The following is a 23,778-nucleotide window of genomic DNA, read 5'->3' as shown; positions in this document are numbered from 1 at the left end:
GATGAAGAACTGGGCAGGAAACCTCGAATACTCCTCCGCGGATGTCCGGCGGCCGGAATCTGTAGCGGAGCTGGCCTCCATCGTGGTTGGTTCGCCGCGCGTCAAGGCCCTGGGGTCCCGGCACTCGTTTAACCGGGTGGGCGACACGGACGGCGTCCACGTGCTCCTCGATGCCCTGCCCCAGCAGGTCGAAATGGATTCCGCCCGTGGCACGGTGCGCGTCAGCGGCGGAGTGAGTTACGGGGCGCTCTGCCGGACCCTCGAGAAATCCGGCGTTGCCATCCATAACCTCGCCTCGTTGCCGCACATCTCGGTGGCAGGCGCGGTGCAGACCGGAACGCACGGCTCCGGGCTCAACAACCCTTCGCTTGCCGGTGCCGTGGCATCCATCGACCTGGTCCGCGCCTCCGGCGAGCAGGTCACGCTTACCAAGGCGGACGGGGACGAGTTCCTGGCCAGCGTCGTGGGCATCGGGGCCCTGGGCATTGTCACCGGCCTGGAGCTTGCGGTGCGCCCGAGTTTCCGGATGCGGCAGCGCGTCCTTGAGGACCTGCCCTGGGACAACGCCCTTGCCGACTTCAAAGCCATCGTCTCTGCGGCCTACAGCGTGAGCCTTTTTACCGACTACGCCGGTAACACCGTCAACCAGGTCTGGCTCAAAGCCCTTGATGAGGAGCCCGCGCTTCCCAGCCTGTTCGGGGCAACCGCCGCCCTGCGTCCGCGGCACCCCCTGCCGGACATGTCCGCGGAAAACTGCACGGCACAGCTGGACGAACCGGGATTGTGGCTGGACCGACTGCCGCACTTCCGGCACGAATTCACTCCCAGCAACGGCGATGAACTCCAAAGCGAGTTCATTCTTCCCCTGGAGCACGCCCCCGCTGCCCTCCAGGCAGTCCGCGGGCTGGCCGGACAGCTTTCACCCCTGCTTTTCGTCTCGGAAGTGCGCACCGGGGCCGCCGACGAGTTCTGGCTCAGCCCGTTCTACCGGCAGCAGAGCGTGGCGCTGCACTTCACCTGGAAGCCGATGCAGCCGGAGGTTGAGGCATTCCTTCCGGTCCTGGAGGAGGCCCTGCGCCCCTTTGGCGCCCGCCCGCACTGGGGCAAGCTGTTCACCCCCGGCGGGCACGACTGGGAAAAGCTGTACCCGCGCTTCGCCGACTTCCGTTCCTTCGCCGCAGGTCACGATCCTGAGGGCAAGTTCCGGAACGGGCTGCTGGACAGCATTCTGGGTGTCCCGGCCCACCGCTAGCCGCAGCCGCTCCCGGAAGCTTCGGCCGGCCGGAGCGGAGACGTCCGCCGGTACGCTGGAGCCATGACCTTTCGTACCGCCACCACCCGCGCCGCTGCCCTGTCCACCGTATTGATGCTGCTGACCGGTTGTGGCGCTGTCGGGGAAGCTGCGGGCACCGCGGCGAGCGATGCCGCGTCCAAGGTCGCCTCCAGTGCCGCCCAGGAAATCAACCGGCAAATATGCGCCGTAGTGGAAGACGGCCTGGTCAGCCCTTCAGACCGGCAGGCATTGGCCGGCTTGGTCTCGGCAGCACGGACGGCAGGGGTCCCGGCGGAAATCACGACGCCGCTGGGCAAGATCGCCGAGGCCGGGGACCAGGTGCCGGAAGACTCCGTCCGGGCATTGCAGGACGCCTGCCACGCCTAAGCAGGAAGCCCCACCGAACCCCTTTAGCCGCCTGCCCGTTGGTGCTACGGTGAAGTGACGAACTAGTAAGCCTGTGATACTAAATCGCTCGCGAAGGAGATCGTCATGGCAGAACGCGGCAACACCACCCACGGCCAGAATCTGGACGACCAGATGAAGCATGAAGCGCAGGGGGTGGTCCAGGGAAACCAGCCCGCCCATGCCGAGGAATGGCGCGAAACAGAGCCTTTTCCGGATGACACGGACCCGGCGGAAGTCCGGGAGGCGTTGAATCCTGTCGCCTCGCCGGACCCCCTTCCCACCGAGGAGGGGGAACAGTGACCACCAGCCTGCAGAAATACGCCGACCTGTACCGCCGCCCCGGACCTTGGTGCACCGCCTACGTGCCTGCCGGGACCGGAACGGTGGACTCACTGGAAGCCGGCGATGTCCGCCCGGGCAACGCGCAGGCCCAGCTCGAGGCGCAGGGGGCAGCCGCAGCTGACATTGAGGCAATGGAGCAGGCACTCCAGCCGGCAGCAGGGCTGCCCTCCCCCGTCTCGAGATTCGTCCTGGTCCACAGCGGGAAGGCCGAAATCAACGAGGTACTTCCCGGAGACCTCGTCCTCCCCGAACGGGTGGCCATGGAGTCCATCCCGGACCTGCTGCCCCTGGTCAAGCACCGGCCGGAAGAATTGCCGTATGTCGTGGCGGAAGTCAGCCGGGAACACGGCGAAATCCGGTTGTACCGGGCGGGCGCCGGGGCTCCCAGCAGCGTCCAGGAAGTGGAAGGCGAATCCGAGAACATACACAAGTTCCACGGCGGAGGCTGGTCGGAACTGCGGTTCCAGCATCACACCGAAGACGTCTGGCGCCGCAACGCGGATGAAGTGGCGGGTGAGATTGACCGGGTGGCCCGTGCCAGCGGCGCACGGCTCATCGTCCTCGCCGGTGATATCCGGGCCCGCGGCCTGGTGAAGGACAACCTCTCCGAGGCCAGCAAGGCGCTTGTATCCGAGGTGGATTCGCACACCCACACCGGCGGGGCGGACAGCGCAAACCTGGAGGATCGGGTCAACCAGCACGTTGCAGAGGTATGGGCCGAAGAACAGCGGAGCGTGATGGACAGGCTGGCGGTCCAGGAGGGACAGGCCAACCCGGAAGCCGCCCACGGTGTGGGAGCCGTGGTGCACGCGCTGCAGCAGGCGCAGGTGGACACCCTGATCCTGGATGACGACGCCCTGTCTGAACGCACCATGCTGGCCCTGGATGCGGAACCGTGGATCGCCACCGCCAAGGAGGAGGCCCTGGGTGCGGAAATCCTGGGCGAAGTCCCCGCTCCGGCGGCGCTGCTTCGGGCCGCTGCGTTGACTGACGCCCGCGTTCTCCTGGTCCCGGGACCGGTCCTGCCGGAGGGCGTCCATGTCGCGGCACTCCTGCGCTGGTCCTCGGGGCCGGGCGTCCCGTCGTCGTAAAGCCCTGCTAACCCTTTTCGCCGAACCATGTATTGGAAGGTGCGCCATGAGCACTGCAGATGAAAACCCGGATGATGTCCTCGACAGCGTGATGGTCCCGGAGGAGGACGCGCTTCCGACTCCTACCCGCACGGGCCACGGCAAGATGCCGGAAGACGTTGACGACGACGATTACCAAAAGGCCGTCGAACAGGAGCGGGTGGCGGCCGGGCTGGCCGATTACGCCCCCAGTGACGTTCCGCCGGCCACGGATCCATTGCCGCCGGAAGCGGCTGATGCCGCAGACCTTGCCCAGCGGGGCCTATTGGAAGAGGAACCGGACGACAACAGTTAGACCAAAAAGCAGTGGCCGGCCCTACGGGGCCGGCCACTGCTTTTGGTTTAGGCAACAACTTCGGTCAGCTCAGTTCTGGCCTGGCTGCTCCCAACCCCGCATGCCCGCCGCCCGCCCCGCCTGGGGACGGTGCCCGGTCCGGTGCTCCGGTGGGGCAAACGGGACAACCCCGGCATCGCGCGTGAGCGGCACCGCACGGACAAACTTCGTCAGTTCATCCCGCAGCACCTTCCACTCAATGTCCGGATCGTCCGGGTAGGCATTGATCTCAGCCTGTCGCGCCGCGTCAACGGCGGCAGCCCCGGCATCCGTCAGCTCAACCTTCAGCTGCCGGCGGTCGGAGGCGTGGCGGGTCCTGGTGATGAGTCCGGTAGCTTCGAGGCGGGTAAGGACCCGCCCCAGCGTCTGGCTTTGCACCCTGATCGCGTCTGCGAGCTGTTCCTGGTTCAGTGGGCCCCCCGTCAGGCCTTCCAATGCAATAACTGCCGCACGGGTGAGGCCAAGGGGGGCCAGTGCATCGTCCTGCCGCCGCTGGATCAGCCGGGCCGCCAAAGTGATCAGGCGGTAGCTGCTCCGGGCGTCCGGATCGAGATTGCTGGTCATCGGCCGCGGCCTTCCTGTAGGTGGCGAAGTGCTGGTCACCCTGCGTCGCTACACCCCTACAATAAGCATGCTTAGCAACATATTCGCAAGTAGGCTTACTATCCGATTGGCAAGCGGCGCCGGCGCCGGCCATCTTCCGACCCAAAAACCGGCACTGCCCCTTGCATTCGAAATGGGAAGTGTGCTTAGTATCTAATTAGTAACCTTGCTTACTAAGTCGCCAGCACTGCTGGTTCTTGATCGCCAGCTAACCCTTTCTGAAAGAGAGCGAAGATGACAGAGAACCAATGGCCCCAGACCCCGCACACCGGCGCCGACCCGGCCATCACTGATCCGTACGGAGCAACAGAGGTGGCTCCCGGGCAGGCCTCCTATGCTGCAGAGGGCGATACCTCGAAGACCCAGGCAGCCAAGGACGAGGCTTCCAACGTGGCCGGCGAGGCGGCATCTGCCGCCCAGGGAGTAGCGCAGACTGCCAAGAGTGAAGCCGCGAACGTGGCGCAGGAGGCGAAGTCCAATGCGCAGGACCTGCTGCACCAGGCCAAGTCGGGGCTGACCACCCAGGCCGGCACACAGCAGCAGAAAGCAGCCGAAGGCATCCGCAACATTTCCAGCCAGCTGCACAGCATGGCCAGCGCCCCGGACCAGCAGGGCATGGCCAGCGACTTGGTCCGGCAGGCAGCCGAGCGCACCTCCTCGGCAGCATCCTGGCTGGAGAACCGCGAGCCCGGTGACCTCCTGAACGAGGTCCAGCGCTTCGCCCGCAACCGCCCCGGCACCTTCCTGCTCCTCGCAGCAGGTGCAGGCGTCCTGGCCGGACGCCTCACCCGCGGCCTCACCGCGGGAGCCCCGGAATCACAGGGACAGGTGCAGGCAGGATCGGCCCAGGGCACGGGCCAGTACCGGGCCGTGCAGTCGCCGCCGGTTGCGCCGCTGCACCAGGAGACCGTGTACGCCGCGGGCACCGATGACCTCTTCGATGAGCCGGTAGTGGGCGGAGCCCCCGTTTCCACCAGCACCCTGCCCTCGGGCACCGCAGAGGAGTCCCCACTTCGGTTCGAGGACGACCCCTACCGGGCCGAAAATGGCGTGTACACCGGTGAAGAAACCTTCGGCAGCGAAGGCACCTCCGGCAGCGGCCGCCACCAGACGGGTGGTCTGTGATGAGTAGCCAGATTCCTGAGCCGCCGCCCAGCGCGGCGCATGTGAAAGCGGACAACGCGTCCCTGGGCGATCTGCTCGGTGATGTGACCCGGGACCTGTCCACCCTGATGCGCCAGGAAGTGGAGCTGGCCAAGGCCGAACTCAAGCAATCCACCTCCCGGGCCGGCAAGGGCGCAGGCATGCTCGCCGGCGCCGGCGTAGGCGGACACTTCGTCCTGCTCTTCCTCTCCCTGGCCCTGATGTGGGCCCTGGGCGCCGTCATGGCCCTGGGCTGGGCCGCGTTGATCGTCGCCGTGATCTGGGCGATCATCGCCGCAGTCCTGGCCTCGATGGGCCGCAAGGAACTCAAGCAGATCAAGGGCCTGCCCCAAACAGGCGAAACCCTCTCAGAAATTCCCCCAACCCTAAAACCAGGTGAGGTAAACCGATGAGCGAAAACCCTGACGTCATCCGAGCAGACATCGAAGCGACCCGGGCACGCCTGGGCACCAACGTCGACGCCGTAGCCGACAAAGTCACCCCGTCCAACATCGTGCACCGCCAAACCGACAAAGTCCGCGATGCCGTCACCGGGGTGAAGGAGAAAATCATGGGAGCAGCAGACACCGCCACCACCAAGGTCCACGACACAACCTCCGCCGGCGCCGGACACACCAGCAACGCCATGAGCTCGGCCGGAGACAGCCTGCACCAGGCCACCGACACCGTCTCGGCCAAACTCTCCGACGCCGGCCACACCGTCAGCGCCGCCCCGGACCAGGTCAAAGCCAAAACCGCCGGCAACCCCCTGGCCGCCGGACTCATCGCCTTCGGCGCCGGGCTCCTGGTCTCCTCCCTGATCCCGCCAAGCCAGAAAGAACGCGAAGCCGCGGACCAACTCAAAACCGCAGCCCAGCCCCTGGCAACCCAAGTCACCGACGCCGCCAAAACCGTCGCCCAGGACCTGAAGGAACCCGCCCAGGAAGCCATGGAAAACGTCAAGGCCACCGCCACCGACGCCGCCCAAAACGTCAAAACCGAAGGCCAACAAGCCGCCACCGACGTCAAAGACCGCGCCACAGACGCCAAAGACAACGTCCAAAACACCTAGCCCGCCTGGCTAGGCAAGGATAAACAACGAAGCCGGACCGCGTGAGCGGGCCGGCTTCGTTGCTGCCCGCCGATAAACCAGGCCCGTCAGGCCCGGCTAGCGCTTGCCCTTTTTGCGGGAACCCTTGCCGCGTCCCTTGTCCGGGTTGGGCGCGTAGCGCTGGGCCACCTTGGGCGCTTTCTTCGCTCCGGTGCCGCGGCGGTCCGGTTTGGGCTCCTTCTTCACCTTGGCAGGCTGGGCGGAGGGCTGCCGCGAGCTCTGGGCGGTGCGTCCGCGGACAATGCCGATAAATTCCTCCAGCACCTCGTCCGTGGCCTCGGTGGGCCAGGCCAGTGCAATGTCCGTCCCCTCCGCGCCCGTCAAACGGCGCGCAACAGTGTCCTTGACGTTGAAATGTCGGGCCACCGCCATGGGAAGGACCACCAGGCCCGCGCCGGAAGCAACCACCTGGAGCGCTGCCTCCGGTCCGCCCAGGGCGGCAACATCCAGGAACGATTCCTCAGCGAGGTCAGCAAACGGTACTTCCTCGAACACCGAGATCTCATGGCCCTTTGGGGCCACCACCACTGGCTGTTCTTCGTAGAGCGGGATCACGCTGAGGCCCTCCCGCTCGATGGGGAGGCGGACAAAGCCCATGTCCGCACTGCCGTCCTGCAGCGGCCCAAGCTGGGCAGCGTCCTCGACCATAAATGCCTGCAGGGGAATATGCGGCATGCGTTCTTCCCACCGGCGGATCCACTTGCCGGGTGTTACCCCTGCCACGTAGGTGATGCGCAGCACCCGCGGGGCCGCCTCTTCAGGGGCAGCGGGGGCATCGGGCGTGGGGGTATCATCGGCTGGCACGTCTTCACAGTACCCGCCGCCCGGATACCCTTGAAGCATGACCTCTGCAAACTCCCAGTCCATGAAGCCGGCCACCGTTGCCAAGAAACTTGGCATCTACCTCCCGGCCACGCCGCAGGAGTTCCAGGATTCAACCATCACCCGCGAGCAGTTCGCCGAGCTCCAGGCCAACCCGCCGGAATGGCTGGCCGAGCTGCGCCGCAACGGCCCGCACCCCCGCCCGGTGGTAGCCCAAAAGTTGAACGTGTCCATCAGCGGCCTGGCCCGCGGCGGCGTGGAGGAGGCATTGACGACGGCGGAAATCACCGCACTGCTGCAGGCCCCACCGCAGTGGCTGGTCGCCGAGCGTGCCACACACGCCGCCGTCCGGGCCGAAGCCCAGCGGGTCAAGGAAGAGGCCGCCAGGAAGCAGGCGAAAAAGGACCGCGCCCAGGCCGAGTAGCATCCAGTCACGTCTCAGAAGCTTGTTCGCCGGCCTGGACCTTGAACGTCCGGATGCGCGGACAAGCTTCGGTCGCGTCCCCGGGCCTCGTCAGTCCTGGTGGATCTGGATGTAGTTGCCGCAGCCATCGTCGAACACCGCGCTGGTCCCGAACGGGTCCGTGGTGGGCGGGATCTTGAAGCTGACACCAGCGGCCACCAGCCGGTCATACTCCGCCTGCACATCCGGGACCCCAAAGACGATGGCGGGCAGCCCCGCCTCGCGCACCGCGTTCATGTAGTCCGCGCCGATCGGGTTGTCACTGGGTTCCAGGAGCAGCCCGACTGAACTGTCGTCCGCTCCAGGATCCTTGATGATGTACAGGTTGTGCTCCGGCATCACCATGAGCGTGTCAAAACCAAGCGTTCCCGTGTAAAAGGCGTAGGCCGCGGCGGGGTCCTGGACATGGATGCTGCACATTTTGATTCGCATGGACCCACGGTACCTGCCAGTCCATGACCGTCTGCAGTGCCTTCTTTCCCTTCTCACCTGCCATTGACCCTGTGGACCGAACACGGTGCAATGGAAGGACCACCGCGGGCTTTTCGGCCGGAGGCGGTGTAATGGGGAATGCCGGGCGCCGGAGGTGCAGGATGTCAGCCGCGGAATCGTTGATGCAGGGACTGCTTCATAGTGCGTGGGCGGTCCTGTTGTGTGGCCCGGTGCTGGTTGCCGCCGTAGCCGCCACCGTTTTTGTCGTCCGGCGCCGGTCCCTTGCCCCCAGTGACAGCGCGGCGGAGCGGACGGACCAGCTGTTCTGGGACCTGTTTTTGGGTTCCTGCGTGGCCCTTCCTGCGTTGATCATTCCGGCGCTGGTGTCGCCGTTGGCGGGTTTGGTGCTGGCAGGGGCGGCAGCCGCGTCAGGTATTGCCGCGCACCGCGCCACCCCGAAATTCCTGGCCCGGCGTGCAGCACGCATCGAGGAACGGCAGCGGATTGCCGCGCACCAGGAAGCCCGGCTGCAGCACGATGAAATCCTGCTGCGATGGCGGCGCTACGAGCTGGATCCGGCCTGCGGCATCGACTATCCGGCGTTGACCGATGTGCGGCTTCCGGAAACGTCCGCGCTGATCAAGTCGATGCGGGCTGCGGACCAGCTGCGGACCGCCGCGCACAAGGGGTACCCGGATGCCGTGGACAGCCTGGCCGCGTCACTGGCAGCGGCGGAACGGGCAGCCGGCATTCCGGCCGGCCTGCCCGCAGAGCAGGCCGGCCGAGGTTAACTGCCGTGTCGCCGGCGTTGGATCGGCCCGGAGGACCGGCGATAGCATCCAAAGATGAAGCCTGAGGAACTGCCTGCCCATGACGAGTACGGCCGGCTGCTGGAGGACCGCGGGGTCTGGCGGCAGGCCACCACCCTGGAGGCCGCCGGTGAGTTGACCGCCCGCTGGTTAGAGGGTGGGAGCTCGTACCAGCCGGGGCATTTCGCCCCCGGCTTCGACACCGAGACCATCCCGCTGGCCGCAGCCTTGGCGGAGCTGAACCGCAACGGGCTGTTCACCAAGGAGTCCCAGCCGGGCATCCTCACCGATAGCGCAGCACAACGGGAGTATGTCACGGGCTTCTGCAGCGCCGGCACCGCCCGCGAACTGCTGGCCCTTTCCACGCGCACCGAACTGGTCACCGTGGCCCACGCACCGGGTGAGGCAAGCAATGCTGCGATTCCCGTGACCCTGGCAGGCACGGAGGTCACAACGGTGCTCGGTTCCAGCGAGAACCCTGTAGACGAGGCGCAGATCAGGGACTGGGCGGACGAAACCAATGACGCGCTGGCCCTGCTGCTCGCGGACTCCTGGTATGTGGAAGTCCTTGATCCGGTGTGGGGGCGCAACGACGTGCTGTTGCCGGCGGTCCTGCAGGCGTTGAAAGGGGCGGGGCAGCCCTAGCCGCCCCGCCCCTTCAACGTCCGGTACTACAGCTCCACGGTGCCGCTTTCGCCAACACTCATCCGGCTGTGGGTGACCTTGGCCTTCACCCACTGGAGCACCGTGGCGGCCGTGCCGCCTGGGCTGGTCCAGTATTCGGCGGAATCCGAGTCCACGCGCAACAGGCACACTTCGGGAGTGTCCGGGCCATCCGGGAACCAGGCTTCAACAGCCTGGTTCCACAGTTCGTGGATCTTGGCCCGGTCGGTGACCACTTCGGCGGTTCCGGCCACGGAAACCCATTCGGTGTTCTTGCCAAAGGCGACGTTGACGCGTGAATCAGCCCGGACGTGCGCGACCTGGGAGGTGCCGAGGCCGGTGAAGAACCACATGTCGCCGTCGTCCTTTACCTCCTGGACGGCCAGCGGCCGGCTGACGAGGGCGCCTTCTTCGTTGATGGTGGTGACCATTCCGATCCTGGAATCGTTGATGATCTCCGTAACCTTGCTGATGCTCTGGGCGTCAGTCATGCCTCACCTCGTTCGTCTGAAGTCGGGGACGCTCCCCGTCGCCAGCCTATTAGTAAGCATGCTTATTTACCAGCCGGCAGCCACCGGCACCTTTGCCACTTCGGCGATCCGGGCAGCAGTGATGCGGCCCATGCGGATGGCGCCGTCCACGTGCTGGTAGCCTTCAGCAGCAAGGTCGGAGGAGGACCAGTAAATGGGGCCCACAGGGGCGTGCTGGTCCTTGCCGTAGCGGTGGAGGCCGCCCAGGTCATAGCTGGAGGCATAGGCGCCGCGGGTCCATTCCTCCGAGCCCCAATCCGACTCGTAGTACACCTCCGGGGTGAGGGCCTCGTCGCCCAGGTAGCCGGCGATGGATTCCAGGATGGCCTTCCGGCGCTCTTCGGGGGGCAGCTCGAACATGGCGTCTGCCTTCTCATCCGAAACGAAGCCCACCAGGGTTCCGCGCGGATCGGCGTGGTTCGTGTTGTCGTAGACCTCCTGCACCAGGGCATCGGCCCCGAAGCCGGTGCCGGAGAGCCCCTTGTCCCGCCAGAAGGGGGTGCTGTAGACGGCGTGGACCTTGATGACCAGGCCCAGGGACTGGTGCTGGTGCATCTGGTGCTGTCGGCGCGGCAGCGGCGGATTAAAGGAGACGCGGGAGTAGAGGTTGGGCGGTACGGCCATGATGACGAATCGGGCGTTCACGGTGGCGCGGTCGGATACAACGGTCACGCGATGTCCGCCGTCCGCGTCCTGCTCCCAGTTGATGGTCCGCACCGGAGAGTCAAGGACGACATCGTCACCCAGCTCCTGCGCCTGCAGCAGCGACACCTGCTGCATCCCGCCCACCACCCGGCGGTCCAGGATGAAGTCCTCATCCGTGAGGTGGGTGAAGGAGCCGGCGGAGGCGGCCATCAGTACCGCCTGAAGGGCTGAGAAGGCGTGGGCCGGCTTGGTGAGCATGCCGCCGGCGATGAAGAGTCCGATGTTATTGCAGGCTTCCTCATTGGCGGAGTTCTGCCTCAGCCAGTGATGGAAGGAAATGGTGTCCAGCTCGCGCGCCTTCGGGTGGGCCCAGGGTTCGGTGGGGCCGATCTCGGCCGCCAGCCCGTCAAGGAGGGTCACCAGGCGGTCCATTTCGACGGCGGTGTCCGGGTCCACCGGGAAGGTGTCACCGGTGTAGCGCACGGGGCTGCCGTCCGCTCCAATGTAAATGGACTCTCCGTCCCGGTACCGCGGATAGGTTTCCAGATTCAGTTCTGCCAGGAGTTCCAGGAGGGCAGTCTGGTCCGGGGAGACCCATTGGCCGCCGATTTCGAGCATGGCGCCATCCACAGTGTCGGTCCAGGTCCGGCCGCCCACACGGTCGCGGGCCTCGAGCACAGCTACGGTCAGGCCGGATTTCTTCAGTTCACGGGCGGCGGTGAGTCCGGACGGCCCGGCTCCAACGACCACGACGTCGCGGTTCAGGTTCAGCATGATGTCCTCTCTGCGGCCCCTGGTGACGGGGACCACTAAATGAATGTCATTCATTTATTAGAACTATAGCTGCTGCCCGCTTTGAGCGGAAGTATCGGATGGAATAATGCAGGGGACACCGACGAAAGGGCAGGAATGCCGGCAGTATCAGCCGCACAGGCACGCTCCACCAACAACGGCGGCGCGCAGCGAAGGCGGGCCGGTCGCCCGTCCGCGGCAGTGCTGGACAAGTCCGGAATCACGGCGGCGGCGCTTGAGCTGGTCAGCCGCAAGGGCTACGACGGGTTGACCATGGCAGCCCTGGCCAAGGAACTCGACGTGGCACCGTCTGCCCTCTACAACCACGTGGCATCAAAGCAGGATGTGCTGCTCCTGGTGGAGGACCACCTGATGTCCCTCGTGGACGTCTCCGGTTTTGACGGCCGCAGCTGGGAGGACGCGGTCCGCACTTGGGCCCGGAGCTACCGCGACGTATTTGCCGAGCACACTCCGCTGATCCCCGTCATCGCCGTCCTGCCGGTCACCGACGCACCGCAGACCCTGGCGATGTACGAGACCGTGAGTAAGGGATTTTCCGACGCCGGATTTCCAGAGGAGCGCATTGTGCCGGCCATCGTGGCGCTGGAGTCCTTTATTTTCGGATCCGCGTACGACGTCACCGCCCCGGAGGACATCTTCGACTCCGGCAGCATGGCTGAGTCCACTCCGTATTTCACTGCAGCAGTGCGCAGTTCCTCTGCCGGCCAGGATGCATCTGCCGGCCAGGGCGGCCAGGAACGCGGCCGCCCGGCAGACACTGCCTTCCAGCTTGGGCTGGATGCCCTGATCGCCGGATTGGGAGCGCTGCGGAAGGGCTAGCGCCTAGTCCTCGGCGGCGGCCAGCTGGCCGCAGGCGCCGTCGATTTCCTTGCCGCGGGTGTCCCGGAGGGTGCAGGGCACGCCCGTGGCGCGGAGCCGCTCGATGAATTCCTGCTCCACCGGCTTGTCCGAGGCGGTCCAGATGGAGCCTGGAGTTGGATTGAGCGGAATCGGGTTGACGTGCACCCAGCCGCGTCCGCGCTGGTTGAGCTTCTTGCCCAGCAGGTCCGCACGCCACGGATGGTCATTCATGTCCTTGATCAGCGCGTACTCGATGCTGACCCGGCGGCCCGTCTTGCGGTAGTAGTCGTAGGCGGCATCGAGCGCCTCGTCCACCTTCCAGCGGTTGTTGACCGGAATCAGTTCATCACGGAGCTCGTCGTCGGGGGCGTGCAATGACAGCGCGAACGTGACGGGAAGGTCCTCTTCCGCCAGCTTCCGGATGGCCGGAACCAGGCCGACAGTGGAAACGGTGATGTTCCGGGCGGACATCCCCAGGCCCTCCGGCGCGGGATCCACGAAGCGGTGCAGGGCGGCCATGACCCGCTTGTAGTTGGCCAGGGGCTCCCCCATGCCCATAAACACGATGTTGGTGACCCGCTCGTCGTCGTGCTCCTTCGGACCCAGCTCACCGGCCGCGATGGCCCGGTTGGCAGCAACCGCCTGGTCAACAATCTCCGCCGTGGACATGTTGCGGGTCAATCCGGCCTGGCCGGTGGCGCAGAAGGGGCAGTTCATGCCGCAGCCTGCCTGCGAGGAGACGCAGAGGGTGATGCGGCCGGGGTAGCGCATCAGGACGGACTCCACCAGGGCACCGTCGAACAGCCGCCAGAGGAATTTGATGGTGTCCCCCTTGTCGGTGCGTTGCCGGCGGACCTCGGTGAGCAGCGGTGGGAACATCTGGGAGACAAGCTCCTCGCGGCCCGCCTTGGGCAGGTCGCTCATCCGCTCCGGGTCCACCGTCCAGTGCTGGAAGTAGTGCGTGGAGAGCTGTTTCGCCCGGAAGGCCGGCAAGCCAAGCTCCTTCAGCTTCTCACCGCGCTCGGCCAGGCTCAGGTCCGCCAGGTGCGCCGGCGGCTGCTTCACGCGGGGGGACGCGAATTGGAGCAGCGGCCGGCCTTCGACAGTACGCGCCTGCTCCCAGCCCTCGGCAGTGGGGCGGACCTGCGGCCGGGCAGTGCCGGCGGCTGCCTTGGAGGCGCGGACAGGAGTTTCAGGGGAAGGATTGGGGGAAGTCATCCCCTCTATCATCCCACGAGGGCAAAATAGGACGGGAATCGCCAAGAGACACGTGAGTTGGATTCGCACGGAGCTACTTGTAATACAAGTTTGATACTTATATCCTAGGGAAGTGGGCGAAGGAGCCCGCCCGTCTTCCAGGAGAATCAATGAGTCCCGTCGACATGATCCGGCACGTCAGGCTATCCACCGCCCGCCTACCCCTCGCTGTCCCCATCAGCGACGCCAAGGTTTTCACCGGCCGGCAAAAGCCCATGAGCGAGGTCGTCTTCCTGTTCGCGGAGATCAGCACCGAACTGGGGCACTCCGGCATCGGCTTCAGCTATTCCAAGCGTGCCGGCGGTCCCGCCCAATATGCGCATGCCAAGGAAGTCGCCGAAGGCCTCCTCGGCGAGGACCCCAACGACATCGCCCGGATCTACACCAAACTCCTGTGGGCCGGGGCTTCCGTGGGGCGCTCCGGCGTCGCCACCCAGGCCCTCGCCGCCGTCGACATCGCTTTGTATGACCTGAAGGCCAAACGCGCCGGGCTGCCGCTGGCAAAGTTCCTCGGCTCCTACCGCGACTCGGTGCGGACCTACAACACCTCCGGGGGCTTCCTGAACGCCAGCCTTGACGAAGTTAAGGCACGCGCCACCCAATCCATCGAGGAGGGTATCGGCGGCATCAAGATCAAGGTTGGCCTGCCGGACAGCAAAGAAGACCTGCGCCGCGTCTCCGGGATCCGCGACCACATCGGCCCCGACGTCCCGCTCATGGTGGACGCCAACCAGCAATGGGACCGCGCCACCGCCCTGCGCATGGGCCGACGCCTCGAGGAATTCGACCTGGTGTGGATCGAGGAACCCCTGGACGCCTACGACTTCGAAGGCCATGCCCACCTGGCACAGGTCCTGGACACCCCCATCGCCACCGGCGAGATGCTCGCCTCCGTGGCTGAACATAAGGGACTCATCGCCGCCAGCGGCTGCGACATCATCCAGCCCGATGCCCCGCGCGTCGGCGGCATCACCCAGTTCCTCCGCCTCGCCGCCCTGGCCGACGAACGCGGACTGGGCCTGGCCCCGCACTTTGCCATGGAAATCCACCTCCATCTGGCCGCTGCCTACCCGAGCGAACCGTGGGTGGAGCACTTCGACTGGCTGGACCCGCTCTTCAACGAGCGCCTGGAAACCAAGGGCGGCCGGATGATGGTTCCGGACCGCCCCGGCCTTGGCATCACCCTGAGTGACCAGGCCCGAGCCTGGACCACCGAGAGCGTCGAGTTCGGCGCATAACCCCGAAGCCGTAATCTTTAGCCATGACCCGGAACCTCACCGCGGACCTAGCCGCCGACCTTCGCAACCGCATCGTCGACGGCGTCATCCAGCCGGGGGAAAAGCTGCCCAGCGAGAACACGCTGATCAGCGAGTTCGGTGTCAGCCGGACAGTGGTCCGCGCCGCCCTTACCCGGCTGCAGGCCGAAGGACTGGTCGAAACCGAGCGCGGACGCGGCAGTTTCGCCCTCACTCCCCCGGCGGACAGGCCCTCGGAGGGTGTGGGGATCCGTCCGGTGGCCAGCACGGAGGACAGGCTGCACCTGCTGGCCTTCCGCATGGGAGTGGAGACCGAAGCCGCAGCACTGGCAGCCCGGAACCGCACCGAGCGGCATTTAAGGGCCGTGAGCACTGCCCTGGACACCTTTACGGAAAGTTCCGGGCACCCGGCGCATGCCATGAAGGCTGACTTCGAATTCCACCGTGCGGTTGCCGCAGCCTCCGGCAACCCCTATTTCTCCGATTGCCTGTCGGCCCTCGGGCAGACCATGATCGCTATGCCGCGCACCCGCTTGATGACGGACGCCGAGCATTACGCCCGCGACCATTTCGACCAAGTCGTGTTGGAGCACAGGTCCATCCGGGATGCCATTGCCGATGGTGACGAGGCTGCCGCTGCGGCCGCCATGCGAACCCACGTGGCAAATTCACGACGCCGGTTCAAGGCTTCGGCGCGCCCGTCCACCTAGGCCCCGCCCCGCCGTCGTCCATTGCGGCCAGGTGCCCAAGCACCCGCCACCGGACGTATCACCAGCGAACGCGGGGGTGTGAAATCCGGACGTTGGTGCAATCCCCGGAACTTGGGTTTCACGGCAGGAACGCAAAAGAGCCCCGGTCCAAAGACCGGGGCTCTTCCAATTGCGTGCGCGAGGGGGGATTTGAACCCCCACGCCCTTTCGGACACTGGCACCTGAAGCCAGCGCGTCTGCCGTTCCGCCACTCGCGCGCAACTTCTTCCACTCAACCGGACCGGTTTCCCGTTTCCGCGTCTCGTAAAAGCAGCGAGATCAAGCATAACGGACACTTGCCGGAAATTACCAATTGGCCTCCACCCGCCCCTCACCTCCCGCACGCGCACGGCGCAAAACCGCTGCGAATCGGGCCGCATGCCGGTGCCGGAAGCCGCAGGAAGACAGCACGACGGCGGGTTGCTGCGGCCCGGAAACCGAACTTTCGCGGGCGCCCGGCCGTTGCGGATTAAGGTCATTCACAGGGGTGGCAAGTAGTATCGGATGTAGGAGTGGGCACTGCCGGCGGGCGAACCGTACGGCAGCGGACTGCCCTGCAGGTGCTGGTCAGCAGCAACTAATGCCCCGGAGCCGGGGGGAAAGGAGAAGAACCATGGGTCTGCTGGACAAGGTGGAACGTGGCATCGAAAAGGCCGTCCGCGGCGTCTTCTCCACCGGTTCCAAGGCGCAGGTGGAACCGGTGGAAATCGCCAGCAGGCTCCGCCGCGAAGTGGACCACAAAGCCCTTACAGTGGCGGCCGGACGCACGCTGGTGCCCAACGTGTTCGACGTGCAGCTCAGCGACGACGACTTCGCGCGGGCACAGGAATGGGGCACCCCGCTGGCCGAAGAACTCTGCGATGTGGTGATCAACCATGTCCGCGGCCAGGGCTACATACTCCAGGGGCCCGTGCGGATCTCCTTCCGCCGGGACAGCGAGCTCCGTGCCGGTGCCTTCGAAATTGCTTCAACCACTGAAAAATCCCAAGGCGCGGGCGCCGCCCAGCCAAGGCCCAACGTTCCCGCCGCACCAAGCCGGCAGCCCGTCAGGCTCCAGCCGGTCCTGGACATCGACGGCCAGCGCTATTCGCTTAACGCCCCGTCCATCGTCCTGGGACGGTCATCCGAAGCGGACATCCACATTGAAGATACGGGAGTTTCCCGGCGCCACCTGGAAATCCGCACGGCCAACGGCGTTACCAGTGCCGTGGACCTCGGATCCACCAACGGCAGCTATGTGAACGGCCAAAAGGTCTCCGGAAGCACCGAACTCACAGACGGCTCCACCATCACGATGGGACGGACAAAGATCATTTTCCGCCTGCTTCCTGCCAACCCGGGTGGCCACGCATGAGCGACCTGACCATCACCGCGCTGCGGTTCGGGTTCCTGCTGCTCCTCTGGGTACTCATTTTCAGCATCGTCTCCGCCATGCGGCGCGACCTCATGGTGGGACGCAAGGCCGCGGCCGGCGCGCCCACCGCCCGGCAGGTCCGGCGGAATCCGGAACTCGCCGAGGCACAGCCCCAGCCTGTGAAGCAGCAGGCGCGTCAGCTGGTGGTCGTCGAAGGCCCACTCAAGGGCCGCACCCTGCCGCTGGCCGCCAGCCCCATCCTGCTGGGACGCGCACAGGAAGCCACCCTCGTTTTGGAGGACGACTACGCCTCCGGCCGCCACGCCCGGCTCTTTCCGCAGGGCAGCCGCTGGTTCATCGAGGATCTGGGCTCCACCAACGGCACCTACCTGGGAGACCAGCAACTTACCCGTGCCCTGCCGGTTGAGCCAGGGGTACCCGTGAGAATCGGCAAGACGGTCATTGAATTGAGGCCGTAACCGTGGCCGTGCCTGAAAACCCCGCAACCGGCTCCAGCCCGGCGCAGCGGCCCCTCATCATGCGCTTCGCGGCGCGGTCCGACGTGGGCCGGATCCGGTCCAAGAACGACGATTCCGCTTACGCCGGCCGCCACCTTGCCGTCGTCGCGGACGGCATGGGTGGGCACGCCGGCGGTGACGTCGCCTCGGCGGCGACCGTCCTGGACATGATCCACTTGGATAGTCCGGAATATGGGGACGACGCCGGCACCGTCCTTGCCGATGAGATCCAGACTGCGAATTCGCTGCTCTCCGAGCTCGTGCACATCAACCCCAAGCTCGCGGGCATGGGCACCACGGTCACCGCGCTCCTGCTCGCTGACAACAAACTCCATTTCGCGCATATCGGCGATTCCCGCGCGTACAGGCTGCGGGATGGTGAGTTCAAGCAGATCAGTGTGGACCACACCTTTGTCCAGCGCCTCATCGATGAAGGCCGGCTCCGCCCGGAGGAAGCCGAAACACACCCACACAAGAACGTCCTGATGCGCGTCCTGGGCGATGTGGATGCCAGTCCGGAACTGGACCTGGACACCCTGGACGCCAAGCCCGGCGACCGATGGCTGCTGTGCTCCGACGGGCTGAACTATGTGGCCGCGCACGCCGTCGAGCGGACGGTCCGGGAAACCCACAACCTGCACGAGTGCGCCGAAACCCTGGTTGAACTGACCCTTGAGGCCGGCTCCCCGGACAACGTCACCGTGGTCATGGTGGACATCGTGGAGGAAACGCCCGACGACGTCAGCACCGCCGCCGTCGACATCGTCCCGCCGGTGCAAGGCAGCAAGCCGGCCGCGGCTTTGGCGGCTGGCGCACCCGCCTCCGAAGCTGCAGCCACCGCCCCTGCGGGTCCCGCCGAGGGCAAGGAACCCGCCGAAAACGGTGCCAAGGATGGCGCCGCCGATGACGAGGCCTCCGACAATACGAACGCCGACGCCACGGAGCCCGGCAGCACCGACCCGCATCTCGGTGAACACCTGTCTGCCGAAGTGCTGCGCGAAGAGCTTGCCTCGCGCCCGCACGAGCTGGTGGGTGCGGCCGCCGCCGCAGCGGAATCGGGATCCATCCCCACTGTTGCCGGACGAACCGTCGCCCGGCGGGCTGCCACGCTCCTTACCCACAAGGCAGAACCCGCCGCCGACCCTGGGGAAAACCTGGTGCCGCTTCGGCCACGCCGCTGGTTGGCATGGTCCGTTGCAGCTGCAGTGCTGGTTGTGGTGGCCGTTGGGCTTTGGCTGGGCTACGCCTGGACCCAGACCCGCTACTACGTGGGTGAGTTCGATTCCCGGGTGGCGATCTACAACGGTGTCTCCCAGAGGCTGGGTCCCATCCAGTTGTCATCCCTTGAAGCCGTAACCGATATCCGGATGGACTCCCTCCCGCCGTTCTCGCAGCAGCGCGTGCGGCAGACGGTTCCGGCCAACGACCTTTACGACGCGCAGCGGATCGTCAAGAACCTGGAGCTCACGGGGACCACTTCTCCGGAGGAGGCGTGCCCCAAGCCTTCGGGCTCCGCCACTGCCCCTGCCCCGTCCGGCAGCCCCGCACCGCCTTCCAGCGCCCCACCCGCGAGTGCAGCGGCTCCGCCGCCCGCACCGGGCGCGTCCGCCCCTGCCCCGGCACCGTCGGCAGCTTCCCCATCACCTACTCCCACCATTACTTGCGAGGCGGCCAAATGAGCCAGGTAAGCAGCATGCCCAAGCCTCGCCGCAACGTCGAACTCGCGTTGCTGCTGCTGGCCCTTGCCGTAGGAATTGGGGCCAACATGCTGGTGGGCGTGGACCAGGAGAAGGCCTTCGACTCCGACTTCTGGTTCCAGTCCAGTCTGCTGGCAGTCGCCGCCCTGGTGTTCCACGGTGTCCTGCGGTTCCGCGCAAAATATGCTGATCCGGTAATACTTCCCCTGGTGGTTGCACTGAACGGCCTGGGGCTGGCTATGATCCACCGGCTGGATCCGCCAGGCGGGGACACGGGAAACAACCAGCTCCGGTGGACGCTGATTGCCATGGCGGTGGCCATCGCCGTCATCTGGTTCCTGAAAGACCATCGGGTACTCCGCAGGTTCACGTTCATCTCGCTTGCAGCCAGTGCGGTCCTCCTGGTCCTTCCCCTGATCCCCGGGATCAGTGCCGGGGAGATCCTTGGTGCACGGGTGTGGATCCGTTTGGGCCCCATGACGTTCCAGCCCGGTGAAATCGCCAAGATCACCCTCGCCATTTTCTTCGCAGGGTATTTGTCCTCCAACCGTGACCTGATCCTGCTGGCGGGCCGGAAGATCGGGCCGCTGCAGTTCCCGCGCTTCAAGGACCTCGGGCCCATGGTGGCCGCATGGCTGGTGAGCATCGGCGTGCTGGTCTTCCAGAGCGACCTCGGGTCCTCCGTCCTGTTCTTCGGCCTCTTCATCGTCATGATCTATGTAGCTACCAGCCGGATCAGCTGGGTTGTCATCGGCCTGGCCCTCCTCCTGGGCGGCGGCTTCATCGCTTCACAGGTCTTCTCGCACGTGGGCCTGCGCATCGACGGCTGGCTGAATGCCTTCACCGACGAGGTCTACGGCCGCCAGTACGGCGGCAGCTTCCAGATCGTCGAGGGGATGTTCGGCATGGCCAATGGCGGCCTGGTGGGAACGGGCCTGGGGCAGGGCCGTCCGGACCTGGTTCCCTTTGCCAACAGCGACATGATCATCGCCTCCCTGGGCGAGGAACTTGGCCTGATCGGCCTCTTCGCCGTAGTCCTGATGTACCTGCTCCTGTTCACCCGCGGTTTCCGCGCCGCCCTTGGCACACGCGATGCCTTCGGAAAACTGCTGGCCTGCGGCCTGTCCTTCGCCGTGGCGCTCCAGTGCTTCGTGGTGATCGGCGGCGTCACCAGGCTCATCCCGCTGACCGGCCTGACCACTCCGTTCCTGGCCGCCGGTGGCTCATCGCTGCTGGCCAACTGGATCATCGTGGGACTGCTCCTGATGATCTCGCATACGGCACGGGGCCCGATGGACACCACTCCCCTGCCGCCGTCAGCGGGGGCGGAATCCATAGGCATTGATACCCCAACCGAGGCGGTGAAGCACGCATGAACCAGGCAATACGGCACTCATGGGTAGCGGCCATCGCCATGTTCGCCCTCATCTTCGGTGCCATCAGCTATGTCCAGGTGATTGGTGCGGACGCACTGAAGGACAACCCCTGGAACAAGCGCGCCATCCTCCAGACCTACTGCAATGACCGCGGCTCCATCATCGTGGGCGGCACCCCGGTGGCGGAATCGGTGGAGAGCAACTCTGAGACGTGCAAATTCCAGCGCACCTACCCGCAGCCGGAGCTGTATGCCGGCCTGACGGGCTACTTCTCCCAGAACTACGGGGCCACCGGACTGGAGCAGTCCATGGGTGCCGAGTTGGCAGGCAACTCGGACCAGCTCTTCCTGGACCGGGTGGGCCAGCTCTTCCTGGGCAACCAGCCCAAGGGTGCCTCCGTCGAACTCACCATCGATCCCCAGATCCAGCAGCTGGCCTACAACCTGATCCCGGACGGCCAGCGCGGCTCGATCGTGGTCACCAATCCCAAGACCGGTGCCATCCTGGCCATGGCTTCCAAGCCGTCCTACAACCCGAATTTGGTGGCCACCCAGGATCCAAAGGCCGAAAGCGCCAACATCAATGAGCTGGTCAAGATCCCGGGCATCAACCTGAACCAAAATGTCAGCGGTCCCACCGGTGAGCTCCTCGCCCCGGGGTCGGTCTTCAAGCTCGTGGATACGGCGGCCGCCCTGGCCTCAGGGAAATACAACAAGGACAGCGTCCTGCCCAACCCCGCGGAGATGCCTTTCGACGGCATCCAGTACAAACTGCCCAACTACGCCGGCGGCAACTGCTACACCAGGGACACCGCCAGCTTCGCCTTCGCACTGCAGCAGTCCTGCAACACGCCGTTCGCCAGCATCGCGCTGGACCTTGGCCGGGACGCCATCGCCGCCCAAGCCAAGAAGTTCGGGTTTGGCGAGGACGTGGGGGACCTACTGAAGCTGGGCCATGCAACAGGTAATGGGTTCCCTGAAAACCTGGACGCACCCGGATTGGCCCAGTCCGCCATCGGCCAGAAGGATGTGCGGGTCACGCCGCTGCAGGTGAACATGATGACAAACGCCATCGCAAACGGCGGTGTCCAGATGGCGCCGAGCCTGGTCAAAACCCTGCGGTCCCCGGACCTGCGCGTCATTGATGAGCCCCAGCCGGCACAGCTCAGGACGTCCACCACCCCGGAAATCTCCAAGCAGATCACGGACTGGATGACCAGCGTCGTTACGGACGGTATCGCCAAAGGTGCCGCCGTTCCCGGCGTACAGGTGGCGGGCAAGACCGGCACGGCCGAACTCGGAAACGGAACCAACAATTCGTGGTTCACCGGGTTCGCCCCCGCTGACAACCCGAAGGTCAGCGTCACGATCGTCATGGAAGGCGTAGACATTTACGCGGGAGCAAAGCTGACCAGTCCCAACGCGAAGAAGATTTTTGAGGCGGTGTTGAATAAGTGAGGCCTACAACGGGAATCACCCTCGGCGGCAGATTCCAGCTGACCACGCGGATCGCCATTGGCGGCATGGGCGAAGTCTGGAAAGCCAAGGACCTGGTCCTGGGCCGCATCGTCGCCATTAAGGTGCTCAAGGAGGAATACACGGGGGACCCCGGGTTTCTCCAGCGTTTCCGTGCCGAGGCCCGCCACACCGCGCTCCTGAACCACGTGGGCATCGCCAACGTCTTCGACTACGGCGAAGAGGAAGGCTCCGCCTACCTGGTCATGGAACTGGTCCCGGGCCAGCCGCTGAGCAGCATCATCGAGCACGAGCAGGTGCTGTCGCCGGACCGTACGCTCTCGATCATTGCGCAGACCGCCCGCGCTTTGGCCGTGGCGCATGCCCAGGGCCTGGTCCACCGTGACGTCAAGCCCGGAAACCTCCTGATTACGCCCGACGGACGGGTCAAGGTCACCGACTTCGGCATCGCCCGGCTCGCCGACCAGGTGCCGCTCACCCAGACCGGGCAGGTCATGGGGACGGCGCAGTACCTGGCACCCGAACAGGCAACCGGCCAGACCGCCACCGGATCCTCGGACATCTACTCCCTCGGCGTCATCGGCTATGAGTGCCTCAGCGGCCACCGTCCCTTCTCCGGTGAATCGCAGATCGCCATTGCGCTGGCCCAGGTGAACGACGCTCCGCCGCCGCTTCCGGACAGCCTGCCTGCCCCGGTCCGGGCGCTCCTGATGTCGATGCTGGCCAAGGATCCCAAGGACCGGCCTGCCAATGCCATCAAGCTGGCCGAGGCAGCGGAAGCCATCCGCAACGGCGATATCAGCGCAGCCCGCGCCGCCGTGCCCGGAATGCTCCTCTTCGACGCGGACACCGGCCCCATCACCGCGCCCGTCGACACCACCACCGCCCCCACCGGCGTCATTGGCACCCAGCGGGATTCCCCCACCGCCACCTCTGCCCTGCCCGTGCTCGGTGCAGGTGCGGCCGGCGCCGCCGCCGCAATGGCTGCAGGGGCCCATGGCGCATCAGCCACTGAGGGCGACGCGCCTCAGGGTCCGCTTGCCCGCGCCAATGCGCTGGCTGCCCAGCGCAACTGGGACCAGCAGGACGAGGACACGTACGGCGGGGAAACGTACGACGACGACCGCACCGACGAGCCCCGGCGCAAGGGACGCAGTCCCTGGACATGGCCTCTGGTCGCCTTGATCCTGCTGCTCCTGTTTGCGTTGGTGGGTTTCCTCCTGAACCAGGTGGGACTCTTCTCGCCGTCCGGCAGCCCCAGCGCCAGCGCCACCGCCAGCAGCGCGCCGCCGTCGTCCGCGACGCCAACACGGACCACGCAGTCGGCGACGCCCACGCAGACACGCAGCACGCCGACGCCCACACCTACCCCGGAACCCACCCAGGCAACGGTCAACGTCATTCCTGAGGCTTACCTGGGCAAGCCGTACCGGCAGGTGCAGGCTGCCCTCGCCGGACTTGGACTGCAGGTGACGGTGCTGCCGCAGGAAAGCAGTTCCGCGGCCCCCGGCACGGTCCTGGAACTGAACCCCACGGGGGTTATTCCCAAGGGATCAGCCATTACCGTCGTCTACGCAACGGCTCCGGCTCCGGCGCCGACTCCCACGCCCACCACGGTGGTGCCGACCCCGGCGCCCACAACGTCCTCCCAGGCCGGGCCCACGCCCATCTCGCCGCTTGCAACCTGCGCGGTGGGCCAAGCGCCCGGGACGCCCCCTACCTGCACGCCGTAAAC

The 23,778-nt window shown here is 65.9% G+C and carries 26 protein-coding genes and 1 tRNA gene; 20 read left to right on the top strand and 7 right to left on the bottom strand.

The window, feature by feature from the left end; all coding sequences use genetic code 11:
• The first annotated feature begins 1 nt into the window (after position 1).
• The 5 genes from LFT49_RS00250 (at position 2) to LFT49_RS00230 (ending at position 3,448) form a co-directional block, all read left to right on the top strand.
• Positions 2-1,252: a D-arabinono-1,4-lactone oxidase gene (locus LFT49_RS00250; RefSeq protein WP_237429352.1), complete on the top strand. Its 1,251-nt coding sequence runs from the start codon at positions 2-4 to the stop codon at positions 1,250-1,252.
• A gap of 63 nt (positions 1,253-1,315) precedes the next feature.
• The gene (locus tag LFT49_RS00245; protein WP_236800426.1) at positions 1,316-1,660 is read left to right on the top strand and encodes a hypothetical protein; all 345 of its coding nucleotides are present in this window, start codon (positions 1,316-1,318) and stop codon (positions 1,658-1,660) included.
• A gap of 105 nt (positions 1,661-1,765) precedes the next feature.
• Complete coding sequence (locus LFT49_RS00240; RefSeq protein WP_237429351.1) at positions 1,766-1,981, top strand: hypothetical protein; 216 nt, start codon at positions 1,766-1,768, stop codon at positions 1,979-1,981.
• Positions 1,978-3,114: a baeRF2 domain-containing protein gene (locus tag LFT49_RS00235; RefSeq protein WP_237429350.1), complete on the top strand. Its 1,137-nt coding sequence runs from the start codon at positions 1,978-1,980 to the stop codon at positions 3,112-3,114. Before LFT49_RS00240 ends, LFT49_RS00235 begins: the two co-directional genes overlap by 4 nt.
• 46 nt (positions 3,115-3,160) lie before the next feature.
• Positions 3,161-3,448, top strand: a complete 288-nt coding sequence (locus LFT49_RS00230; protein WP_236800423.1) for a hypothetical protein — start codon at positions 3,161-3,163, stop codon at positions 3,446-3,448.
• 69 nt (positions 3,449-3,517) lie between these two features.
• On the opposite strand, the gene LFT49_RS00225 is transcribed toward LFT49_RS00230, so the two are convergent.
• Positions 3,518-4,051: a MarR family winged helix-turn-helix transcriptional regulator gene (locus tag LFT49_RS00225; RefSeq protein WP_236800422.1), complete on the bottom strand. Its 534-nt coding sequence runs from the start codon at positions 4,049-4,051 to the stop codon at positions 3,518-3,520.
• A gap of 273 nt (positions 4,052-4,324) precedes the next feature.
• Between LFT49_RS00225 and LFT49_RS00220 the strand changes: the two genes are divergently transcribed.
• Genes LFT49_RS00220 through LFT49_RS00210 form a run of 3 tightly spaced genes read left to right on the top strand, consistent with a single transcriptional unit; the run spans position 4,325 to position 6,305 of the window.
• Positions 4,325-5,215: a hypothetical protein gene (locus LFT49_RS00220; RefSeq protein WP_237429349.1), complete on the top strand. Its 891-nt coding sequence runs from the start codon at positions 4,325-4,327 to the stop codon at positions 5,213-5,215.
• Entirely contained in the window at positions 5,215-5,646 is a 432-nt protein-coding gene (locus LFT49_RS00215) for a phage holin family protein (protein WP_237429348.1), read from the top strand. The genes LFT49_RS00220 and LFT49_RS00215 overlap by 1 nt, the downstream gene beginning before the upstream one ends.
• Entirely contained in the window at positions 5,643-6,305 is a 663-nt protein-coding gene (locus tag LFT49_RS00210; RefSeq protein WP_236800806.1) for a DUF3618 domain-containing protein, read from the top strand. Before LFT49_RS00215 ends, LFT49_RS00210 begins: the two co-directional genes overlap by 4 nt.
• Positions 6,306-6,401: 96 nt before the next feature.
• Here LFT49_RS00210 and LFT49_RS00205 read toward each other — a convergent pair whose 3' ends face one another.
• Complete coding sequence (locus tag LFT49_RS00205) at positions 6,402-7,223, bottom strand: LysR family substrate-binding domain-containing protein (RefSeq protein WP_237429347.1); 822 nt, start codon at positions 7,221-7,223, stop codon at positions 6,402-6,404.
• On the opposite strand from LFT49_RS00205, the gene LFT49_RS00200 reads away from it, so the two are divergent.
• The gene (locus LFT49_RS00200) at positions 7,186-7,590 is read left to right on the top strand and encodes a DUF5997 family protein (protein ID WP_237429346.1); all 405 of its coding nucleotides are present in this window, start codon (positions 7,186-7,188) and stop codon (positions 7,588-7,590) included. The genes LFT49_RS00205 and LFT49_RS00200 overlap by 38 nt on opposite strands.
• A gap of 90 nt (positions 7,591-7,680) precedes the next feature.
• Here the strand turns inward: LFT49_RS00200 and LFT49_RS00195 are convergent, their stop codons facing one another.
• Positions 7,681-8,061: a VOC family protein gene (locus tag LFT49_RS00195; RefSeq protein WP_236800416.1), complete on the bottom strand. Its 381-nt coding sequence runs from the start codon at positions 8,059-8,061 to the stop codon at positions 7,681-7,683.
• Positions 8,062-8,222: 161 nt separating this feature from the next.
• On the opposite strand from LFT49_RS00195, the gene LFT49_RS00190 reads away from it, so the two are divergent.
• Both LFT49_RS00190 and LFT49_RS00185 read left to right on the top strand, forming a co-directional pair.
• The gene (locus LFT49_RS00190; RefSeq protein WP_237429345.1) at positions 8,223-8,852 is read left to right on the top strand and encodes a hypothetical protein; all 630 of its coding nucleotides are present in this window, start codon (positions 8,223-8,225) and stop codon (positions 8,850-8,852) included.
• Between the two features lie 54 nt (positions 8,853-8,906).
• The gene (locus LFT49_RS00185) at positions 8,907-9,515 is read left to right on the top strand and encodes a DUF6919 domain-containing protein (protein ID WP_236800414.1); all 609 of its coding nucleotides are present in this window, start codon (positions 8,907-8,909) and stop codon (positions 9,513-9,515) included.
• 26 nt (positions 9,516-9,541) lie between these two features.
• Here the strand turns inward: LFT49_RS00185 and LFT49_RS00180 are convergent, their stop codons facing one another.
• Both LFT49_RS00180 and LFT49_RS00175 read right to left on the bottom strand, forming a co-directional pair.
• Positions 9,542-10,024: a pyridoxamine 5'-phosphate oxidase family protein gene (locus LFT49_RS00180; protein ID WP_236800413.1), complete on the bottom strand. Its 483-nt coding sequence runs from the start codon at positions 10,022-10,024 to the stop codon at positions 9,542-9,544.
• Between the two features lie 66 nt (positions 10,025-10,090).
• The gene (locus LFT49_RS00175; protein WP_237430571.1) at positions 10,091-11,482 is read right to left on the bottom strand and encodes a flavin monoamine oxidase family protein; all 1,392 of its coding nucleotides are present in this window, start codon (positions 11,480-11,482) and stop codon (positions 10,091-10,093) included.
• A gap of 135 nt (positions 11,483-11,617) precedes the next feature.
• On the opposite strand from LFT49_RS00175, the gene LFT49_RS00170 reads away from it, so the two are divergent.
• Positions 11,618-12,340, top strand: a complete 723-nt coding sequence (locus tag LFT49_RS00170; RefSeq protein ID WP_236800412.1) for a TetR/AcrR family transcriptional regulator — start codon at positions 11,618-11,620, stop codon at positions 12,338-12,340.
• 3 nt (positions 12,341-12,343) lie between these two features.
• On the opposite strand, the gene rlmN is transcribed toward LFT49_RS00170, so the two are convergent.
• Positions 12,344-13,579 (bottom strand): 23S rRNA (adenine(2503)-C(2))-methyltransferase RlmN, encoded by a 1,236-nt coding sequence (rlmN, locus tag LFT49_RS00165; RefSeq protein WP_237429344.1) that lies wholly within the window; start codon positions 13,577-13,579, stop codon positions 12,344-12,346.
• A 149-nt stretch (positions 13,580-13,728) separates the two neighbouring features.
• Between rlmN and LFT49_RS00160 the strand changes: the two genes are divergently transcribed.
• Together LFT49_RS00160 and LFT49_RS00155 are read left to right on the top strand one after the other, a co-directional pair.
• Entirely contained in the window at positions 13,729-14,856 is a 1,128-nt protein-coding gene (locus LFT49_RS00160) for an L-talarate/galactarate dehydratase (protein ID WP_237429343.1), read from the top strand.
• 23 nt (positions 14,857-14,879) lie between these two features.
• Positions 14,880-15,584, top strand: a complete 705-nt coding sequence (locus LFT49_RS00155; RefSeq protein ID WP_237429342.1) for a FadR/GntR family transcriptional regulator — start codon at positions 14,880-14,882, stop codon at positions 15,582-15,584.
• A gap of 174 nt (positions 15,585-15,758) precedes the next feature.
• Here the strand turns inward: LFT49_RS00155 and LFT49_RS00150 are convergent.
• Positions 15,759-15,841 (bottom strand) — tRNA-Leu (locus tag LFT49_RS00150).
• Between the two features lie 395 nt (positions 15,842-16,236).
• Here LFT49_RS00150 and LFT49_RS00145 point away from each other — a divergent pair.
• Genes LFT49_RS00145 through LFT49_RS00120 form a run of 6 tightly spaced genes read left to right on the top strand, consistent with a single transcriptional unit; the run spans position 16,237 to position 23,776 of the window.
• Positions 16,237-16,977 carry an FhaA domain-containing protein gene (locus LFT49_RS00145; RefSeq protein ID WP_236800408.1) on the top strand — a complete coding sequence of 247 codons (741 nt, stop codon included), beginning with the start codon at positions 16,237-16,239 and terminating at the stop codon, positions 16,975-16,977.
• Positions 16,974-17,456, top strand: coding sequence for an FHA domain-containing protein FhaB/FipA (locus LFT49_RS00140; RefSeq protein ID WP_236800407.1), 483 nt, complete (start codon positions 16,974-16,976; stop codon positions 17,454-17,456). The genes LFT49_RS00145 and LFT49_RS00140 overlap by 4 nt, the downstream gene beginning before the upstream one ends.
• A 2-nt stretch (positions 17,457-17,458) precedes the next feature.
• On the top strand, positions 17,459-19,174 hold the full coding sequence (locus LFT49_RS00135) for a PP2C family protein-serine/threonine phosphatase (protein WP_237429341.1): 1,716 nt from the start codon (positions 17,459-17,461) through the stop codon (positions 19,172-19,174).
• Positions 19,171-20,568 (top strand): FtsW/RodA/SpoVE family cell cycle protein, encoded by a 1,398-nt coding sequence (locus LFT49_RS00130; protein WP_237429340.1) that lies wholly within the window; start codon positions 19,171-19,173, stop codon positions 20,566-20,568. Before LFT49_RS00135 ends, LFT49_RS00130 begins: the two co-directional genes overlap by 4 nt.
• Complete coding sequence (locus tag LFT49_RS00125) at positions 20,565-22,025, top strand: peptidoglycan D,D-transpeptidase FtsI family protein (RefSeq protein ID WP_237429339.1); 1,461 nt, start codon at positions 20,565-20,567, stop codon at positions 22,023-22,025. The genes LFT49_RS00130 and LFT49_RS00125 overlap by 4 nt, the downstream gene beginning before the upstream one ends.
• A complete protein-coding gene (locus tag LFT49_RS00120) occupies positions 22,022-23,776 on the top strand; it encodes a serine/threonine-protein kinase (protein ID WP_237429338.1) in 1,755 nt (584 codons plus the stop codon). The genes LFT49_RS00125 and LFT49_RS00120 overlap by 4 nt, the downstream gene beginning before the upstream one ends.
• Positions 23,777-23,778 lie beyond the last annotated feature (2 nt).

Source organism: Arthrobacter sp. FW306-06-A (assembly GCF_021870055.1).
GTDB lineage: Bacteria > Actinomycetota > Actinomycetes > Actinomycetales > Micrococcaceae > Arthrobacter.
The sequence above is the reverse complement of the archived record's forward strand: the minus strand, read 5'-3'. Positions and strand labels throughout refer to the sequence as shown.

What these genes read in the sequence shown, in the direction of transcription:
- LFT49_RS00250 (WP_237429352.1), top strand. Translation starts at nt 2, where the DNA reads ATGAAGAACTGGGCAGGAAACCTCGAATACTCCTCCGCGGATGTCCGG.
- LFT49_RS00245 (WP_236800426.1), top strand. Translation starts at nt 1,316, where the DNA reads ATGACCTTTCGTACCGCCACCACCCGCGCCGCTGCCCTGTCCACCGTA.
- LFT49_RS00240 (WP_237429351.1), top strand. Translation starts at nt 1,766, where the DNA reads ATGGCAGAACGCGGCAACACCACCCACGGCCAGAATCTGGACGACCAG.
- LFT49_RS00230 (WP_236800423.1), top strand. Translation starts at nt 3,161, where the DNA reads ATGAGCACTGCAGATGAAAACCCGGATGATGTCCTCGACAGCGTGATG.
- LFT49_RS00225 (WP_236800422.1), bottom strand. Translation starts at nt 4,051, where the DNA reads ATGACCAGCAATCTCGATCCGGACGCCCGGAGCAGCTACCGCCTGATC.
- LFT49_RS00220 (WP_237429349.1), top strand. Translation starts at nt 4,325, where the DNA reads ATGACAGAGAACCAATGGCCCCAGACCCCGCACACCGGCGCCGACCCG.
- LFT49_RS00215 (WP_237429348.1), top strand. Translation starts at nt 5,215, where the DNA reads ATGAGTAGCCAGATTCCTGAGCCGCCGCCCAGCGCGGCGCATGTGAAA.
- LFT49_RS00210 (WP_236800806.1), top strand. Translation starts at nt 5,643, where the DNA reads ATGAGCGAAAACCCTGACGTCATCCGAGCAGACATCGAAGCGACCCGG.
- LFT49_RS00200 (WP_237429346.1), top strand. Translation starts at nt 7,186, where the DNA reads ATGACCTCTGCAAACTCCCAGTCCATGAAGCCGGCCACCGTTGCCAAG.
- LFT49_RS00195 (WP_236800416.1), bottom strand. Translation starts at nt 8,061, where the DNA reads ATGCGAATCAAAATGTGCAGCATCCATGTCCAGGACCCCGCCGCGGCC.
- LFT49_RS00190 (WP_237429345.1), top strand. Translation starts at nt 8,223, where the DNA reads ATGTCAGCCGCGGAATCGTTGATGCAGGGACTGCTTCATAGTGCGTGG.
- LFT49_RS00185 (WP_236800414.1), top strand. Translation starts at nt 8,907, where the DNA reads ATGAAGCCTGAGGAACTGCCTGCCCATGACGAGTACGGCCGGCTGCTG.
- LFT49_RS00180 (WP_236800413.1), bottom strand. Translation starts at nt 10,024, where the DNA reads ATGACTGACGCCCAGAGCATCAGCAAGGTTACGGAGATCATCAACGAT.
- LFT49_RS00175 (WP_237430571.1), bottom strand. Translation starts at nt 11,482, where the DNA reads ATGCTGAACCTGAACCGCGACGTCGTGGTCGTTGGAGCCGGGCCGTCC.
- LFT49_RS00170 (WP_236800412.1), top strand. Translation starts at nt 11,618, where the DNA reads ATGCCGGCAGTATCAGCCGCACAGGCACGCTCCACCAACAACGGCGGC.
- rlmN (WP_237429344.1), bottom strand. Translation starts at nt 13,579, where the DNA reads ATGACTTCCCCCAATCCTTCCCCTGAAACTCCTGTCCGCGCCTCCAAG.
- LFT49_RS00160 (WP_237429343.1), top strand. Translation starts at nt 13,729, where the DNA reads ATGAGTCCCGTCGACATGATCCGGCACGTCAGGCTATCCACCGCCCGC.
- LFT49_RS00155 (WP_237429342.1), top strand. Translation starts at nt 14,880, where the DNA reads ATGACCCGGAACCTCACCGCGGACCTAGCCGCCGACCTTCGCAACCGC.
- LFT49_RS00145 (WP_236800408.1), top strand. Translation starts at nt 16,237, where the DNA reads ATGGGTCTGCTGGACAAGGTGGAACGTGGCATCGAAAAGGCCGTCCGC.
- LFT49_RS00140 (WP_236800407.1), top strand. Translation starts at nt 16,974, where the DNA reads ATGAGCGACCTGACCATCACCGCGCTGCGGTTCGGGTTCCTGCTGCTC.
- LFT49_RS00130 (WP_237429340.1), top strand. Translation starts at nt 19,171, where the DNA reads ATGAGCCAGGTAAGCAGCATGCCCAAGCCTCGCCGCAACGTCGAACTC.
- LFT49_RS00125 (WP_237429339.1), top strand. Translation starts at nt 20,565, where the DNA reads ATGAACCAGGCAATACGGCACTCATGGGTAGCGGCCATCGCCATGTTC.